Origin of the sequence: Bifidobacterium sp. M3-N-101 (assembly GCF_023656805.1) — a bacterium.
Lineage (GTDB): Bacteria > Actinomycetota > Actinomycetes > Actinomycetales > Bifidobacteriaceae > Bifidobacterium > Bifidobacterium breve.
The window spans coordinates 66,090-82,259 of record NZ_JAMOKQ010000012.1; the positions used below are offsets into that span (position 1 = coordinate 66,090).

The 16,170-nt window shown below is 58.5% G+C and carries 13 protein-coding genes and 2 pseudogenes; 2 read left to right on the forward strand and 13 right to left on the reverse strand.

What is annotated here, in order from left to right:
* Positions 1 to 174: 174 nt before the first annotated feature.
* From NBH12_RS09970 to NBH12_RS10000, 7 genes are all read right to left on the reverse strand, one after another.
* The gene (locus NBH12_RS09970) at positions 175 to 1,038 is read right to left on the reverse strand and encodes an aldo/keto reductase (protein WP_016462232.1); all 864 of its coding nucleotides are present in this window, start codon (positions 1,036 to 1,038) and stop codon (positions 175 to 177) included.
* Positions 1,039 to 1,163: 125 nt separating this feature from the next.
* Positions 1,164 to 1,364, reverse strand: a complete 201-nt coding sequence (locus tag NBH12_RS09975) for a hypothetical protein (protein WP_003831895.1) — start codon at positions 1,362 to 1,364, stop codon at positions 1,164 to 1,166.
* 301 nt (positions 1,365 to 1,665) lie between these two features.
* On the reverse strand, positions 1,666 to 2,115 hold the full coding sequence (locus NBH12_RS09980; protein WP_250819441.1) for a hypothetical protein: 450 nt from the start codon (positions 2,113 to 2,115) through the stop codon (positions 1,666 to 1,668).
* Positions 2,090 to 2,623: a DUF2207 domain-containing protein gene (locus tag NBH12_RS09985; protein ID WP_250819442.1), complete on the reverse strand. Its 534-nt coding sequence runs from the start codon at positions 2,621 to 2,623 to the stop codon at positions 2,090 to 2,092. The genes NBH12_RS09980 and NBH12_RS09985 overlap by 26 nt, the downstream gene beginning before the upstream one ends.
* Before the next feature lie 114 nt (positions 2,624 to 2,737).
* The gene (locus NBH12_RS09990; protein ID WP_052792399.1) at positions 2,738 to 2,980 is read right to left on the reverse strand and encodes a hypothetical protein; all 243 of its coding nucleotides are present in this window, start codon (positions 2,978 to 2,980) and stop codon (positions 2,738 to 2,740) included.
* Entirely contained in the window at positions 2,980 to 5,235 is a 2,256-nt protein-coding gene (locus NBH12_RS09995) for a DUF2207 domain-containing protein (RefSeq protein ID WP_250819443.1), read from the reverse strand. Before NBH12_RS09995 ends, NBH12_RS09990 begins: the two co-directional genes overlap by 1 nt.
* A 65-nt stretch (positions 5,236 to 5,300) precedes the next feature.
* Positions 5,301 to 5,888, reverse strand: a complete 588-nt coding sequence (locus NBH12_RS10000; protein ID WP_250819444.1) for a LemA family protein — start codon at positions 5,886 to 5,888, stop codon at positions 5,301 to 5,303.
* A 461-nt stretch (positions 5,889 to 6,349) separates the two neighbouring features.
* Between NBH12_RS10000 and NBH12_RS10005 the strand changes: the two genes are divergently transcribed.
* Positions 6,350 to 7,270, forward strand: a complete 921-nt coding sequence (locus tag NBH12_RS10005; RefSeq protein WP_250819445.1) for a hypothetical protein — start codon at positions 6,350 to 6,352, stop codon at positions 7,268 to 7,270.
* A 137-nt stretch (positions 7,271 to 7,407) separates the two neighbouring features.
* Positions 7,408 to 8,118 (forward strand): annotated as a pseudogene (locus NBH12_RS10010) (ABC transporter ATP-binding protein).
* Positions 8,119 to 8,554: 436 nt separating this feature from the next.
* Here the strand turns inward: NBH12_RS10010 and NBH12_RS10015 are convergent.
* The 6 genes and pseudogenes from NBH12_RS10015 to NBH12_RS10045 form a co-directional block, all read right to left on the reverse strand.
* Entirely contained in the window at positions 8,555 to 11,275 is a 2,721-nt protein-coding gene (locus tag NBH12_RS10015; RefSeq protein ID WP_250819446.1) for a polyribonucleotide nucleotidyltransferase, read from the reverse strand.
* Between the two features lie 276 nt (positions 11,276 to 11,551).
* Complete coding sequence (gene rpsO / locus NBH12_RS10020; RefSeq protein ID WP_003828229.1) at positions 11,552 to 11,821, reverse strand: 30S ribosomal protein S15; 270 nt, start codon at positions 11,819 to 11,821, stop codon at positions 11,552 to 11,554.
* A gap of 129 nt (positions 11,822 to 11,950) precedes the next feature.
* Entirely contained in the window at positions 11,951 to 12,637 is a 687-nt protein-coding gene (locus tag NBH12_RS10025; RefSeq protein WP_003831475.1) for a teichoic acid transporter, read from the reverse strand.
* Positions 12,638 to 12,945: 308 nt separating this feature from the next.
* A pseudogene (locus NBH12_RS11185) lies at positions 12,946 to 13,439 on the reverse strand (hypothetical protein).
* A gap of 278 nt (positions 13,440 to 13,717) precedes the next feature.
* Positions 13,718 to 14,398, reverse strand: coding sequence for a protein Vpu (locus NBH12_RS10040; protein ID WP_250819447.1), 681 nt, complete (start codon positions 14,396 to 14,398; stop codon positions 13,718 to 13,720).
* A gap of 107 nt (positions 14,399 to 14,505) precedes the next feature.
* The gene (locus NBH12_RS10045) at positions 14,506 to 16,053 is read right to left on the reverse strand and encodes an isopeptide-forming domain-containing fimbrial protein (protein WP_052828338.1); all 1,548 of its coding nucleotides are present in this window, start codon (positions 16,051 to 16,053) and stop codon (positions 14,506 to 14,508) included.
* Between the last annotated feature and the right edge of the window lie 117 nt (positions 16,054 to 16,170).

A 16,170-nucleotide genomic window follows, 5' to 3' on the forward strand; every position in this document is an offset into this window, starting at 1 on the left:
CCTGACGCTACGATCTTCTCAGTGTCAGATTTTTAGGAAAGTAAGGGTATTTTCCTAAAATCCTGACGCTCAGGCACCGTCAGCGTCAGGATTTTAGGAGAATGGGGATGATTTCCTGAATTTCTGACGCTACTAATGAGTCAGTGGCCCAAATTCTCAAAGAAACCGGAACACTCAGCCGAGCTTGGCGAGCTCTTCGGGGGTGAGCTCGAGCTGGTCAGCCTTGAGGGAGTCGAGGATGGTCTCGGGGTGGTGGGCTCCGGGAATCACGAACATGTGATCGCCCTTGGCAAGCTCCCACGCCAGCACGACCTGCTGGTAGCTCACGCCATGAGCCGCAGCGACCTCGCGGAACGGGTCGAACTTGGTCTCGTCATAGGGGTGACGGTAGCCGCCGAGCGGGCTCCAGCACACGAATGCCAGACCGACCTTGGCGCAGTAGTCGAGCGTGTCCTGAGTGTCCAGGTGAATCGGCGAGTACTGGTTCTGCACAGCCACGAGCTTGTCGCCGAGAATGCCACGTGCGATGTCGATCTGCTCGATGGAAGCATTGGAAATACCAGCTTCGCGGGCCACGCCCTCGTCCACCAGCTGCTTGATGGCCTCAACGGACTCGCTGTACGGCACCTTCGGATCCGGACGGTGGAAGTACAGCAGGTCGATGGTATCGACACCGAGCGCCAGTACGCTCTCCTTGCCACGGCGAATCAGATTCTCCGGACGACCATCCACATCCCACGTGGGGCGACCGTCGGTGAAGTTGCGGAAGTGACCCACCTTGGTGGCCACCAACACCTCATCCTTCGGACCCTTCCACGTTTCAAGGGCCTCGCGCACCAGCTTCTCGCCGGTCTGCTCCTCGCCACCGGAGCAGTAATAGGCCCATGCGGTGTCGATATGGCGGCATCCGGCATCCAACGAAGCGTGCAGGGTTTCGATGCCGACCTCGTGGCCGCGGTTGTTTTCGATGGTCAGCGGCATTTCGCCGTGACCGATGGCGGTGGTGGAGAACGGTCCGAGCTGACGGAACAATGTCATGGCAATTCCCTTCATTGGTGGGTGGCTGCAGCGAGTGCAGCCAGCTGTCTATCCATATCCCAGCGTAGGCATTCCGCTGGATTTCACTCCACAAGGCTTAAGTGAAGACGAGGGGCCGGAACCCGTCAAAGGTTCCGGCTGTTCCGCTGACGAATCAGCGGCCTCGCCTGAGACTCAGACCAAGCAGCACCGGTGTGGCCGATGATAATGGCCGTCGACCATCCCTGTCCGACTTGGTTGGCCAAGGCGATCAACAGGCCCGCCATCAGGCCTTCCCGGTATTGCCGGTCAGGTCTCGGACGGTTGTCACAGTCGTTTCCTCCCATGAGAACCTCCTTATTGAGTTATAGGTAGTCATTACACCGGCTGGCGCAATGACATCGCACCAAGGCACCACGTCAATAGCCCCTTGATGTGGTCCACTCAGTGTACGGGGAAGGTTCGATGGATACTGGTATGATGTTTGCTAGCGGAAAGGTCGCGTCAACTTCGGGGCAATCTTCTAGGCGGTGCCACAGACTTTCGCCCCGTTGGACCTGACTGCCGAGGTTTTCCTTAACCTCAGTTATAGGTGAAAAGCCCGATGTCCTACGACACCGGGCTTTTTAATTGCTTAAGTACTCCCCATTACCGTCCGCCGAACGAGCCTCCGCCGGAGCCAACGCCTGAGAAGCTGCCGCTGGATCCGTCGATGGATGCCGATGCTGGGGCTGCGCCTCGGATCGTGGCGCTGATTTCGTTGAATCCGGAGCCTAGTTGCGCGCCGAAATCGAGGATGCCGCCGAAGCTGGCACCCAAGTGGTCGGAGTCTGCCGGGCCAAGACCGAAACCAAGGCCAGTGCCATCGCCGGTGCTCGCACGCGACGAGCCATCATGGGTATCGCCGATCGAGGCGTACCGGAAGTTCCAATACACCAACGAATCTGTGGCATTATCGTCCAACCAGTCAGGGTTCTGAATCTGCGGATATGCTTTGGCAAGTTCCCGCAGCGTTCGTTTGGACATGCCCACCGCCGTGGCATAGACAAGATGCTGGTCCCAGAGCGCCAAATCAGCAGCCCCGCTCCCACTCAGCATCTGACTCACCGCCCGCAAAGCCAACGGCCGCGTCTTGGCCGCAAGCCCAGTCAGCTCGACGCCCCCATACAGGCTCGCCGGCCCGGGATATATGGCGATTGCGCCCTTGGCTGCCAGCGAGAGCAGGGTGGCGGCGGTCTGGCGATGATCGTAGCCATGTTTTGGTGCCAGTCACTTTGCCGATGGACGTTTCGTTGAGCTCGCTGACCGGCTCCCACTGGAACTTGGCCACATCGCTGTAGAGCGTGGTGGCCACCAGGGTCATCGTCACCTCAAATTTCAGGCTTTTGGCTTTGGTGGCGGCCGGAATGTTCCAACCGATTTCCAGAAGCTGCATCTTTCGACCGGAAATACCCTGATCGTAATCCTGGTACTCATCCCAGGTCTGGTTGATCGGGATGCCATCCTTGCCGGGCTGGTAGGCGTAGGCTTCAGTGTCGATCCGGTTCGTGGCCACCACATACCAGTGTTTGGCGTAGTGGCTGTTCCACGCTTCGTCGCCATTCACATCGGCCGGCTGCAGCGGATCTCCCTTAAGCTGCGTGTACGTTTCGCCAGTGGTCGTATTGGTGACGGAGATGTCGGTGATGTCCGAAAGATTGTATTCGTTGATTTCGTAGGTCTAATACAGCTGCTTCCACGGCTTGTTCTTGCCTCGACTGTCCAGCTTCATGTCGATGTGCTGGGTGACCTTGAGGTCGCCGTTGGGCTGCACGGCCACCTCATAGTCGAGGCTGCGGTACGACCGTTTCGGGTGATCGGCGGTAAACCAATTGAAGATGAGCAGTGTCACGATGAGTATCGCCGTGATGGTCGCGGCGGCGATCAACGTGGCGATGATGGAGTGTATCGTGCGATGACTCATCAGCGGCCTCCGAATGAACCACCACCGGAGCCGCCGAATGAACCTCCGAAGCCGCTACCGCCGCCGGAACCGAAGCTACCGAAATCGCCACCGGAATCGGATGAAGGCGCTGCCGCCTGAATGGTCGAGCTGATGTCCGCGAACCCTGCGGACAGCTGTGAACCAAGGTCGGAGAACCCACCGGCGAACGATATGCCACCGTATGCCGGAACCGGCCCTGCAGCACCGAGGTTACCTTGATCGGCCGTTGCGGAATCACCGTAGTAACGGCCGCCGTACCAGCCATATGGCCTGTAGTTCCAGTAGAACAACGTTCCTGCGGCATTGGCATCCAGCCATGCCGGATCGTTGACCTGCGGGTAGGCCTTGGCCAGTTCCTTCATCACGCGCTCGGAGATGCCGAATGCAGCGGCGTACACCATATACCAATCCCACATGGCTATGTCGGCAGCGCCACGGTCGGCGAAGTTCGAGAAGTCCTGCATGTAGCGCTTCAGGCCCAGACACCGTCCCGCCATCTCATGACCCGGTTCGGTCAGTGCGGTTGACGTGCCGCCCAACAGACAGAACAGCCCGACCAGCAGAAGCGGCGAACCGGTGATCATGCCGGCCACCATAAAACCAGTGGTCCCATTGACGATCAAGGATCCGAGGCCAAGCACCACAGCGAGCACACCGGCAACAGCCCATTGGGAAGACGCCGTACTGGTCAATGGAGAGTATTCAGCCGCGCATGAATCCGTGAATTTATTGAGCTCCAGATAGCCGCTTGCCCAGTCCTTGCAGACGTTCTTCATCTGGTTCAGGTCGAATACCGGGCAGCCGACGCGCTGAGAGATGGTAATCAGCAGAGCGAGCAGCGCTTCCTCGGATTGGCTCAGACCAAGTTGTTCGATATTGGACGCCGCATCAAGGCTGGCCGGCAGAATCACGATGGTGCTGGTGTTGCGCGCCGCGTTCATTTTGCCGGGATCCGCAGTAATCATCTGGCTCAGGCCTACTGGAGTGGCTTGGCTCATATCGATGCCTCGGTACATGTCCGCAGGACCAGGATAGATGGCGATGGCCTTTTTGACGGCCAGTGAAAGCATGGTGGCCGTCAGCTCACGGTCGGAGGAGGAGCCGGTAGCGCTTGCATCCACAAGCGTGATGAGTCTGGCCGCCGAAGCCGGGCTGATACCGGGCTGGTCACGCCAGTATTCGATGTCGCCGTGGTATTGCGCGCGACGGTTGCTTGCGATGGCGGCCCATACGCCCCATATGCACAGCGCCAAGCCGATCACGATGGTGGCAATCCAGCCGATGAGCCGGATTCGAGCGGCAAGCCGTTGACGGTCAAGCCAACGTTGCTGCTGGTTGTATTCACTGGTTTTGAGGTCGTTGAGATGGTCACCGGGCTGGGTGCGGGCCATATCCCCGGCTTTGCTGGAGTCAAAGGCCGCGACCACGTCCAGATAGTCGCCCGTACGGATGTTGTAGGCCGTGAACGTGTAGCTGCCGTCCGACTCCCGCTTGGTTTCGGAGGTGCGTTCGGTGTGCAACCATGCCCATGAGGTTTTGCCGGTGATGTCTTCAGGGAAGTGCACAGTGCCAGTGACCGTGCCAATGGGCACTTGGTTCTTTTTGCCGAACGGTTCCCATTGGAATGAGGCAACGTCCTGCCACTTGGTAGCCACATTGTGCATGGTGAAGCTCACTTCGAACTTCATGCTGTTGGCTTCGGTGGTTACCGGGATATTCCAGCCGATCTCCACGGTTTTGGCGCTCTTCAAGGACTCCCCGACCTGAATACCGTCCGTGCCTGGCGTGTAGGGCTGGGGATTGTCACTACTCGCACTGACGTCGGCGATATACCAATGGTTGGCATAATCGCTGTTCCATGCCTCGTTGGAAGACACGGCACTGGGCAGTTTGGGCTCGGTCTGCTGGGCATAATCGATGCCATCAGTGACGTTGCGCACACTGATATCGGTAATATCAGTCAAGTTGCCGGGAGCCAGTGAATATTGCTGAAAGAGCTGCTTCCAAGGGCGATCTCCGTCATCATCAGAACGATCGCGAAGCTTGACATCGATACGCTGCGTGACCTTAAGATTGCCATCCGCAGTGGCGGTCACGTCATAGTCAAGCGTGCGATAGCTGAGATCCGCAGAATCGCCAGCTGGCATTATGACCATCATCAATGCGGCAAAGCATGCCACCGCAAACGTAATCAGCGCACTGATAACACCAGCACGGATAAATCGCTTCTTCATACAGTCTTCCCCTAACGACCAGCAATAAGGCCCGCTTGGCTGTTGCCTAGCGGGCCTTCACATCATCAGAACTTGACTTGAGGAGCCTGGCGCGAGGCGTCATCCGCCTCGAAGTACTGGGCCTGCTCGAAGTGGAAGAGACCGGCGATAATGTTGGTCGGCACGGTTTCAATGGCGGTGTTGAGCTTCAGGACCACATCATTGTAGAACTGGCGCGCGTAGGCGATCTTGTTCTCAAGGTCCTTGAGCTGGGCTTGCAGATCCATGAAGTTCTGGTTGGCTTGCAGCTGCGGGTATGCCTCGACGGTGGCCTGCAGATTGACCAGTGCACGGGACAGCTGGTTTTCGGCGGCGGCACGCTGAGCGGTGGTGGCGTTCGGATCGTTGGCCGCAGCCACCACGCCGGCGCGGGCGGCGGTCACCTGAGTGAACACCTCGGATTCATGGGTGGCATAGCCTTTGACGGTGTTCACCAGATTCGGGATCAGGTCGGCGCGCTGCTTGAGCTGCACGTCGATCTGCGCCCAGCCGTTCTTTACGCGGTTCTTGAGAGTAACGAGGTTGTTGTAAGCACCGACCGCCCAAGCGATCAACGCAACGATAACGACGACAACGACGACAACGACAATGGTGATAATCAGACCTGCACTCATATATGCTCCTTTGCTGGGCCCTTCAGTGACCATTCTTCCACACATCGCGTGAAAACAGGAGATTTTTACGGCATTCGCCTGGACTACGTCCTTGGAGTGTGGCAGAAACGGCAGAAATCGCACGGAGCGACGAATACCCCGCGAAGTTTCTGCCGTTTCGAGTCGGTCAAACGGCAGAAACTTCGCGTGCCCCTCGTTGAGACGCGAACATTCTGCCACAAAGAGGGCACACTGCTCTGGTAGCAACACTTTCGAACGGCCGGCGCGCCCAGAAAGCTCTCAGAAAAGCTCCAGATAAGTGAAATCTAAGTTGCCGGCAGCTATCAGGCTCGCTTCAGTGCGCAATCATCGACGGATTCGATAGTGGTTCCCAGACGGTTCGCAAGCGCACCGGCAAGCGCGCCCCGCGAATCGCACTACGTATCAATCAGTCCATCTTGGACCGGCCCAAGGGAAGCATCATGTTCGTGCTCAACAACGCCTGGAAAACGGTGATTCGGAACAAAGGCCGCAACATTCTCATTGTGTTGATTGTGGCGATTATCGTCGCGGCGGCCACCATCGGATTGGCTATCCGCAATGCCGCCGATAATGCGCGCGAAACCGGTCTGGCAAACACTTCGGTAACCGCCACCATCAGCGTGGACCGCAGCAAACTGATGGAACAGGCGCGCGAATCGCAGTCGAGCGATTCGTCATCTGGCTCCTCGGATTCGTCTGATTCATCTGATTCATCTGATTCATCTGATTCGGACAGCGCGCCTGACTTCGATGCCATGCGTGGTGCTCTCGACAGCAGCAACCTGACCTTGGCCGACTACCAGAAATACGCCAAAGCCTCCAGCGTTTCCGTTTCGTCGTGCTACTCGGAAAGCACCGGCGTCTCCGGCACCGATTCCTTCCAACCGGTGGAGACCAGCACCGCGAACGCGGCGAACTCTTCGGATTCATCGTCTGACTCAGGCTCTTCCAATCAGCAAGGTCAGGGTGGACCCGGCGGTGATATGGGCGGCGGACCAGGCGGCTCCAGGGCTTCCGGCGGCAATACTTCCACCGGAAACGGCGATTCCAGCTCCAATTCCTCCGGTGACTCTGGCTCGTCTTCCGTCGACGGCTCGGACTCATACAATTCTGAATCCGGTTCGTCTGGCAATGATTCCTCATCAGGTAACGGCGACTCACAAGGCGGGCAGCCTGGTGGCATGCGTGGCGGCATGAGTCAGGCAGTCGATTATGTGAGCGAAATCAACGCCACCGTGAATCTTGCGGTGGTCGGTCAGCTGATACTCATCGGACTTGGTCTGACACTCATTTCCGCTCTTGTCGGCATCGTATTCGTCATGCGCTACGAGCCGCTCCAAATTCTCGCCGACCGTTCGTGATCGATTCACGCCCTCGCCGGCGGGGGCTATCGGCTTGCCGACTGGGGGTGGCCATACTCACCGTCTCCCTCAAACCACCCTCAGTCAGCTTCGCTGACAGCTCCCGCCAGCGGGAGCAAGACTTAAGGAACATCACCGTGAATACTGCAATCGGAACCAATACCGAAGCCATCGTCGTGCCCACTGCCGAACCGGCTTTACAACTGGAGCACGTCTCCTACTCATACACCAAAAGCGGCAAATGTGTGCTGATTGATAAAAACTACGATTTCCACGCGGGTTCCGTGGTGTCCATCACCGGCCCGTCCGGCGCGGGCAAGACCACGCTGCTCTCGCTGCTTTCGGGGTTGGCCACGCCCACCAAAGGCCGGGTGCTGCACAATGGGGTGGATCTGGCCAAAGCGGACCGTTACCGGTTCCGCAGTCACGACATCGGCGTGATTTTCCAGAGCTTCAACCTGCTGCCGGCGTTGACCGTGGCAGAGAACATCATCCTGTCCATGGATGCTTCGGGCAAGACTTTCGACCGCCCGAAGAAGCAGATCGCCGCCGAGCTTATCGAAAAGGTGCGTTTGTAGCCGGAGTATTTGAACGAGCGTATCCTGCACCTGTCCGGCGGTGAGCAGCAGCGTGTGTCCATCACCCGCGCGTTGAGCTACAATCCACAGATTATCTTGGCCGACGAACCCACCGGCAACCTCGACCTCGCCACGCAGGATGACATCATGGGGATTTTCAAGGATCTGGCGCATGCGGAGGGCAAGTGCGTGATCATCGTGACGCACAGTCCCGAGGTCGCCGCCCAGTCCGATGAGGTGTTCCAGTTGGCTCCGTTGCGAGAGCGCTAGCGATGGCACTGCATAGATGCCGACCGGTCGGGCTATGAATGTCATCAGCAAACGTCATCTCTTAGACGTCCACCATACGAACTTAGAATGACCGATAATTAAGCGTTTTGTGGGACAACAAGCCGATTCCAGCATTTCTCCCCTGTTGTCCCACTTATCCGCGGGACAACACGAACATCAAACGATATACACTCGCGTTGTCCCATCCCACAAATCAAAGAATCGTTGGAATAATGCCATTCTTATATTAAGGCCTTGATTCCGCAAACTACAATGTGTGGGACAACACCAGAAAAAGGGCGGAATTCCTGCATTGTCCCATTCGGAGACACGATGCGAGAGTGGGCGCTTGGGATGCGAAGGGCCTCTGTACCGAATGAATCGGTACAGAGGCCCTTTGTTTAGCTCCCCTCAGAGAGAGGAGCCAGATAAGAGATCAGTCCTCGAAGGGATCGAAGTCGCGGCGAACGCGGCGGCGCGGGCGCTCGGAGCGCTCTTCGCGGTCGGCGCGGTAGTCGTCGTAGTTGTCGTCGGTGGCGTAGCGCGGGTTGCGGTCAGAACCGCGGCCACGGCCGCCACGGGAGCCACCACGGCGGTCATCACGATCGCCACGGTCATCGGAACGACGGCGACGCGGACGATCCTCGTAGTCATCCTCGAAATCGTCGGAGCGACGGCGACGCGGACGATCCTCATCGCGGGAATCGCGGTCGTCACGGTCGAAGTCGCGGTCATCGGAACGACGGCGACGCGGACGATCCTCGTAGTCATCCTCGAAATCGTCGGAGCGACGGCGACGCGGACGGTCGTCGCGATCGTCGAAGTCGCGATCGTCACGGTCGGAGCGGCGGCCACGGCCACCGCCACGGCGATCATCACGGCCACGGCTACCACGGCTACCACGGCGATCATCACGATCGCCACGGCCACCACGGGAACCGGCGTTGTTCTCCTGATCCTCGAAACCGGGGATAGCCAGGGAAATCTTGCCGCGATCGTCAACGCCCTGCACGACGACCTCAACGGTGTCGCCTTCCTTCAGCACGTCCTCAACGGCGTCGATACGCTCGCCGTTGGCCAGGTTGCGAATCTGGGAGATGTGCAGCAGACCGTCGGTGCCAGGAGTGAGGTTCACGAAAGCACCGAAGCTCGTGGTCTTGACGACCTTGCCGTTGTAGGTCTCGCCGGCCTCAGGCACGTGTGGGTTGGCGATGGAGTCGATGATGGACTTGGCCTTCTCGGCGGCCTCACCACCTTCGGAGGAGATGAAGACGGTACCGTCATCCTCGATAGCGATCTCAGCACCGGTGTCTTCCTGAATCTGGTTGATCATCTTGCCCTTCGGGCCGATGACCTCGCCGATCTTCTCGACCGGAACGGTGGTGGTGATGATGCGCGGAGCGAACTCGCTCATCTCAGCCGGGCCGTCGATGCACTCGTTAATGACCTCGAGAATCGTGGCGCGAGCTTCCTTGGCCTGCTGCAGAGCGGCGGCCAGGATATCGGCGGGGATGCCGTCGAGCTTGGTGTCGAGCTGCAGGGCAGTGATGAACTCGGAAGTACCGGCCACCTTGAAGTCCATGTCGCCGAAAGCATCCTCGGCACCCAGGATATCGGTAAGGGTCTTGAAGATGTGCTTGCCATCAACATCGCCGGACACGAGACCCATGGCGATGCCGGCAACCGGAGCCTTCAGCGGCACGCCGGCAGCGAGCAGGGACAGCGTGGAGGCGCACACGGAACCCATGGAAGTGGAACCGTTGGAACCGATGGCCTCGGAGACCTGGCGGATGGCGTAGGGGAACTCTTCGCGGCTCGGCAGCACCGGCACGAGAGCCTTCTCGGCGAGGGCACCATGGCCGATTTCGCGGCGCTTCGGGGAGCCGACGCGACCGGTCTCACCAGTGGAGTACGGCGGCATCTCGTAGTTGTGCATGTAGCGCTTGGACTGCGGACCGGACAGAGCGTCGATCTGCTGCTCCATCTTGAGCATGTTCAGGGTGGTGACGCCCAGAATCTGGGTCTCGCCACGCTGGAACAGGGCGGAACCGTGCACGCGAGGCACAATGTCCACCTCGGCGGACAGGGTGCGGATGTCGCGCAGGCCACGGCCGTCGATGCGGTAGTCCTCGGTCAGGATGCGGCGACGCACGATCTGGCGCTGCAGCTCCTTGAAGGCGTTACCGAGTTCCTTGTCCTTCTCGGCATCGTCCATATCGGTGAACTCGTCCGCGAGCACCTCGCGCACGTGCTCCTTGATCTCGTGGATGCGGTCCTGGCGCGGCAGCTTCTCGGCGATGGAGAGGGCCTCGTCCAGATCCTTGTGAGCGATCTCGTCGATGCGGGCGTACAGCTCGTCGGTGTACTCCGGGAAGAGCTGGAATTCCTTGGTCTCCTTGGCGGCGATCTTCTTGAGCTCGTCCTGAGCCTCGCAAATCACCTTGATGAACGGCTTGGCGGCCTCAAGACCGGCGGCCACGACTTCCTCATCAGGCTTGGTCTGGCCCTCGTCGTAGATGAGGTGCCAGGCGTTCTTGCCGGCGCCGGCCTCGATCATGGCGATGGCGACGTCACCGTTCTCGACAACGCGGCCGGCGACCACAATCTCGAACACGGCGCGCTCACGCTCGCTCCAGCGCGGGAAGGCGACCCACTGGCCGTCGATCAGGGCCAGACGCACACCGGAGACCGGGCCTTCGAACGGCAGACCGGAAATCATGGTGGAGGCGGAGGCGGCGTTCAGGGCGATGACGTCGTAGGCGTCATCAGGGTTCACGGCGAGCACGGTCTCGACGACCTGCACCTCGTTGCGCAGCGTGTGCGGAAACAGCGGGCGCAGCGGACGGTCGATGATGCGGCAGGCGAGGATGGCCTCGGAGCTCGGACGGCCTTCACGGCGGAAGAACGAGCCCGGGATCTTGCCGGCGGCGTACATCTTCTCTTCAACGTCGACGGTCAGCGGGAAGAAGTCGTAGTTCTCCTTCGGGCTGGAGCCGGCGGTGGTGGTGGACAGAATCATGGAATCGTCATCGAGGTAGGCGGCCACAGCACCATCAGCCTGCTGTGCCAGGCGGCCGGTCTCGAAGCGCAGCGTGCGCTTGCCAAACGTTCCATTGTCGATTACGGCCTCAACGGCCTTGATTTCGGGACCCTCCATTAGGGTTCCTCCTTCTTTAATTTTCTTATTCCTACAAACTGTGCCGCGGTCTACCGCACCGCGACTGTCCTCTTCAGCGGACGTCACATACCTTGTTTCGGCTGGCCCCTTGGCCGCCGTTCCTCGTGTCAACCCCTTCATTCGGGTTCTCTTGTTGGCCGCACCTTACCGTGGTGCCTTCGGCCTATCCTCTAACCCTCTTGCCGTTGTTGCCGTTGGCTGGCGTATGTAAAACGCCCGAGCACCAATCCTAGGTACTCGGGCGGAAGTCTTCAATTATCGACGCAGACCCAGACGCTCGATGAGAGAGCGGTAACGGTTGATGTCAACGCGCTTGAGGTAATCAAGCAGACGACGACGATCACCGATCATCAGCTGCATACCACGACGGGAGTGGTGGTCGTGCTTGTGCTCCTTGAGGTGGTCGGTCAGGTCGGCGATGCGCTTGGACAGCAGAGCAACCTGAACCTCGGGGGAACCGGTGTCACCTTCGTGCGTCGCGTACTCGTTGATAATCTGGGTCTTCTCTTCAGCCGTCAGTGCCACGGCATCCTCCTTAATTGTGTCGTTGCGCGGTGTTCCGGGCGGTGCGCTCGAAACGCTCTCTATCCGCGGGCGAAATCACGCCAAATGAAAACTATACGGCAATGCACAGACAGCCGACCAGCCGATTGGTCATACCGCGGTAAGCAGTCCGCCAAACAGCACCACGAACAGTGCGACACCTTCGATAACAAAGTACAGAATAAAGCTGGCCCAGCTTTTGGTCAGCACGTTCAGCGGCGAGGTTTTCTTAATGACCACCAGCAAACCCACGAATATCACGGCGTACACGGCAACGCCGATTGCCGCTGCCAGTATGCCAAGATTCGCCGCATTCGCGATGTTGGATTGTTCGCCGTAAACCACATACGTCGAATACCAGAAATGGAGATTGAGCATGCTCAGGCCAGCAATGAACTGTTCGGCCGCAAGGCCCACCACGAACACAATCAGCCATGGCCACGAGGGGGAAACGACGATGGCCATCACCAGGCCCACGTAAGCAATCACTACTACAGTCCAACCGACCAGTGCGATACCCTGCGCAGATACGTCGCCCAGCGCGGCGACCACAGCTTCGGTGTTGTTCACGGCGAACGAACGGCCAAGCCAATAAGGGGCGATGATGGCGGCGAGCACGGCCAGAATGGTCACCGCCCAGCGCACGGGGTGCGAGCGACGACGTTCGATATCCGCCAAAGACAAGTCGGTTTCGGGAATGGATGCTTCAGGATGCTTGGAAACCTCGACAGTCTCCACCTTGCTGCCCACGATTTCCGTTGCCTCGTTAGGTTCTTGCTCGTTGGGTTCCTGCTCCATGCACCGCCTCGCCGATTACCTGCTTATTGCCGATTATTGCGATGCCTATCTTAGCGTGTGTGTTAGGCAAGTTTTCGATGCGATCGATTACTCGCCATGACCCTCACCGTGGTCCTCGTTACGATTCTCCCTATCCGAATCCGTGGGAGCAACGTCATTATTGCCCGCAGACGAGCCCCGCTCGCCCGATTCGCGTTTCGGAAGCGAGGAAGATGATGCTCTGCTCCCCCGCCGCCCGCTATGCAGCAAAGCCTCAAGCATATCGACCTGCCGCTCCAGCTCATCGATACGCCGTACTTGCTGAGCAATCAGCAGGTCACGCAAATCATTGTTCTGCTCTTTGCGGGAGATGGGGAAGATGACGGCGCGGCGTTCAGGAGATACGTGGAAATCGGATTCGCTGCCGGCTTTCGCCGCAATCGCGGCGCCCTCCGTCTCACGCCACTCGTTCGCAGTATCTGACGTTCCAGCGGTTCCCGATCGATAAAACTTCGAATGCGATACCCCCCCCCAGGCTGTTTTTCTCGGCGGGTTCCGGCGCTTCGGCACCCAGGATTTCATCCTGTGCCTCGCGCCAGCGGGCAAGGCAACGTTCGATGCGCTTGTACCCGATCAGGGCGGAATCGAGCCCGGCCTCACGGAACAAACGCACCGGCGAGGCACCTTCGTTATAACGGGTCACGCAATACCGTTTGAAGTCGTCTGTGTAGGTAATGCGTCTCGAAGTGGCTTCCGCCACCGCCGGCAACGACTTCAGGTACTTGACCTCTTCGGGGCTAAAGGCCCCTCCACCGACAGTCATTTTCACCCCTTACATCTCTGGAAGGTTCGTTCGCATCCCCTGAATATGGGGGCATGTCATAGTTTGGGATGATAGCAGTTGTTATACGGACTTTTCTAACCCCTAGTAGGGTAGGTTTCATCCCCGATATTGAGATGAGGGAAACGATAGGGAAGCATGATGGAGGGCCATCAGTGTCCAGAACTGATGGCCCTCCATATCTCGCAAAACGGCCTATGACGGCCTATGTATGCTTGAGTGTCGAATCCTCAGGCAATGATTATGGAAAATAGACGCTATTAAGCGTCACCATCCCCATCATCATTACCAGCATCAGCATCAGCATCAGCAGTACCGCCAGCAGCACTATTATCGCTAACAGCGCTAGCGGCTTGGACACTAATCGCCAACAGATTATGAATCAGTTGGCGGAGCTCCTCATCCGAAGCCTGTTCCTTTTCTTTCGAGGTTCGTTCATCCTCCGCAATGAGAATAGCCAAAGCTTCGCGAAGCCTGTCACGCCGATTGTCCCGCCTGGATAGATGAATTGCTTCACCCATAAGAATGGCAAACAGCACGATGAGTCCAATAAGCAGTATCAAGTTAGCAGGCATTATCTCCTGAGAGATATTCATATCCTTGTACGTAGAAATTACTGACGCCAATACGGCAAAACCGGACAATGCTAGCACCGCAATATCAACAATACCTATACTGGACGCGTGCCGATTATCTTGCGCGTCACACAGCAAGTGCGCCTTCTCCAACACCGATAACGTGTAAGGGTGCCGAAGCTTTTCATTGACGCTCGACCTGCAACTCTCCTGAACGTCATAGGCAGAGGTCAGCGCATCACGCAGCCAATGCAAGTCATAGCCACTCTTGTCAAAATCCTTACCGATACGATCGAATATGGTTGGACCACACAAATGTCTGTTCCATACATCTTGGCTTGAATATCTCTTCGCCGGCTGTCCCATAAACAACTCCTTTTTCTCAAAAAAGAGGCCCGTCCTGAAGCAACCTTCGGAACGAGCCTCACTTGAACATCTACAGATAATCAAACGGCAGATTATTTGCTCTCGATTCACGCGTCGAGGGCGCGCTTGGTGAAGCGGGACTTGGCGAACACGGTCGCGGCAACACCGGCGAGGAGCACGGCGACCACGGTGAACAGCATGGTTCCGGCGGCACCGGTGAGCGGCAACTGGGTGATCTTCTTGACGTTCTTCACCACGATGTTGGCGTAGCCGTTCTCGAAGGTCACGAGGCCAGCGCCGACACCCGTCGGGGTGACGTTGGTGACCTTGCCGTTCTCGACGGTAACTGTGAACGAAGGCAGGGCGGTGGTCAGGTAGCCATCGGCCGGGGTCTTCTCGGTGATGGTGTACGTGCCGTTCGGCAGACCGGAGAACGTGACCACACCTTTGTCGCCTGAGGTGGCCTCGGTTGCGGTACCGTCCGGCAGCGGGGTTGCGTTGTTCGTATCAGCCACGATCTGGAACACGACGCCCTTCAGAGCATTCGTGTCGGCATCCACACCCTTCTTGGTGAAGGTCACGGTGTTCAGCTGCGGGGTGATGGTGGTGGTAGTGGTCTGGTTGGAGTTGTCGAACCTGACATCGTTGTTGGTGCCGTTGACGTTGGCTTTCTTGTTGACCAGCGCGTTGTACTTGACGACGATGTGCTTGCCCTGGTACTTGGTAGCGTTGTTCAGCGCGATGGTGAAGGACGGCTTAGCAGCGGAGGTGTTAAAGTCGCCGGAGGCGGGGTCGACCGTGTACTCGGTGTTGGCGAGCGGGTCAGTTTCGCCCTGAACGTTCACCTTGAGGGTATCCAGCTTGACAGTCAGACCAGCGCTCGGGGTATCGACGAACTTGAAGGAATTGGCCTTGGCCGGCACGGTGCCCTCAAGCGTGTAAGTGATGGTGGCGCCCACGTACGGGTTCAGGTCACTCGCGGACTTGCTCGGCTTCTGTGGGGTGGACGGCTTGACCACGGCCTTGCCCAGCGTCTGATTGTTCGCACCCAACTTCGTGTACGCGGTGCCGTTGACGGTCACCTGGGTGCCGACGATAGCCAGCGGGGAGCCGGCGTCCGTGGCGGGTTCAGTATCCGTCTTGGAAACAATCAGGTACAGGCCCTCGTCAAGGCCGGAGAAGACGACTTTGTCGTTATCATTGGCAACCGTCTGGGACGGGTCCACGGCCGTCTTGTCATCCAGCTTGCCGGCCAGGCTCTGGACGAACGATTCCATGGTCGCGGAGGCGTTCGGCAGCGTTGCCGGGGTGTTGGTGTAGTAGCCGGTGGTGCCCGCCACATAGGCCAGCGGATCACCGTAGCCCTTGTACTCCGGAGTATTAGTCACTGTGGCGCCCAGCACGTTCTCGGCATCCGTCTTCCAAGCCTGGTCCGTCGTCACGCCGACGGACGCGAGCTTGTCGTTCTCGACCTTCGCACTGACAGTGTCATAGGAACCGATCTTGTACGCAGTGTACACGGTACCCTTCACGGTCTTGCCGCTCAGGGTGATGGACGCGGTATCCGCCGCGTTGGCGGTGGTGGCGCCGAACGCCATGCCGCCCAACAGGGTCGCCGCCGCAGCAACGCCCGCGAAAAGCTTCCTCAACTTCATGAGAAGCCCTCTCTTCCTTTACTTTGTACTTGTTTTCTGCAATCACGGAGACTCCGGTCCTTCTGCCAAGGGACTTCGCAATCTCCGTACACCTTTAATGTGTTTTCTCCGGGGAGA

Excerpts from the sequence above, each read along its gene's own strand:
- NBH12_RS10005 (WP_250819445.1), top strand. The coding sequence starts at position 6,350 with ATGTTCGTGCTCAACAACGCCTGGAAAACGGTGATTCGGAACAAAGGC.
- NBH12_RS09970 (WP_016462232.1), bottom strand. The coding sequence starts at position 1,038 with ATGACATTGTTCCGTCAGCTCGGACCGTTCTCCACCACCGCCATCGGT.
- NBH12_RS10040 (WP_250819447.1), bottom strand. The coding sequence starts at position 14,398 with ATGGGACAGCCGGCGAAGAGATATTCAAGCCAAGATGTATGGAACAGA.
- NBH12_RS10000 (WP_250819444.1), bottom strand. The coding sequence starts at position 5,888 with ATGAGTGCAGGTCTGATTATCACCATTGTCGTTGTCGTCGTTGTCGTC.
- NBH12_RS09975 (WP_003831895.1), bottom strand. The coding sequence starts at position 1,364 with ATGGGAGGAAACGACTGTGACAACCGTCCGAGACCTGACCGGCAATAC.
- NBH12_RS09995 (WP_250819443.1), bottom strand. The coding sequence starts at position 5,235 with ATGAAGAAGCGATTTATCCGTGCTGGTGTTATCAGTGCGCTGATTACG.
- NBH12_RS09990 (WP_052792399.1), bottom strand. The coding sequence starts at position 2,980 with ATGAGTCATCGCACGATACACTCCATCATCGCCACGTTGATCGCCGCC.
- NBH12_RS10025 (WP_003831475.1), bottom strand. The coding sequence starts at position 12,637 with ATGGAGCAGGAACCCAACGAGCAAGAACCTAACGAGGCAACGGAAATC.
- NBH12_RS09980 (WP_250819441.1), bottom strand. The coding sequence starts at position 2,115 with ATGCTGAGTGGGAGCGGGGCTGCTGATTTGGCGCTCTGGGACCAGCAT.
- NBH12_RS10015 (WP_250819446.1), bottom strand. The coding sequence starts at position 11,275 with ATGGAGGGTCCCGAAATCAAGGCCGTTGAGGCCGTAATCGACAATGGA.
- NBH12_RS10045 (WP_052828338.1), bottom strand. The coding sequence starts at position 16,053 with ATGAAGTTGAGGAAGCTTTTCGCGGGCGTTGCTGCGGCGGCGACCCTG.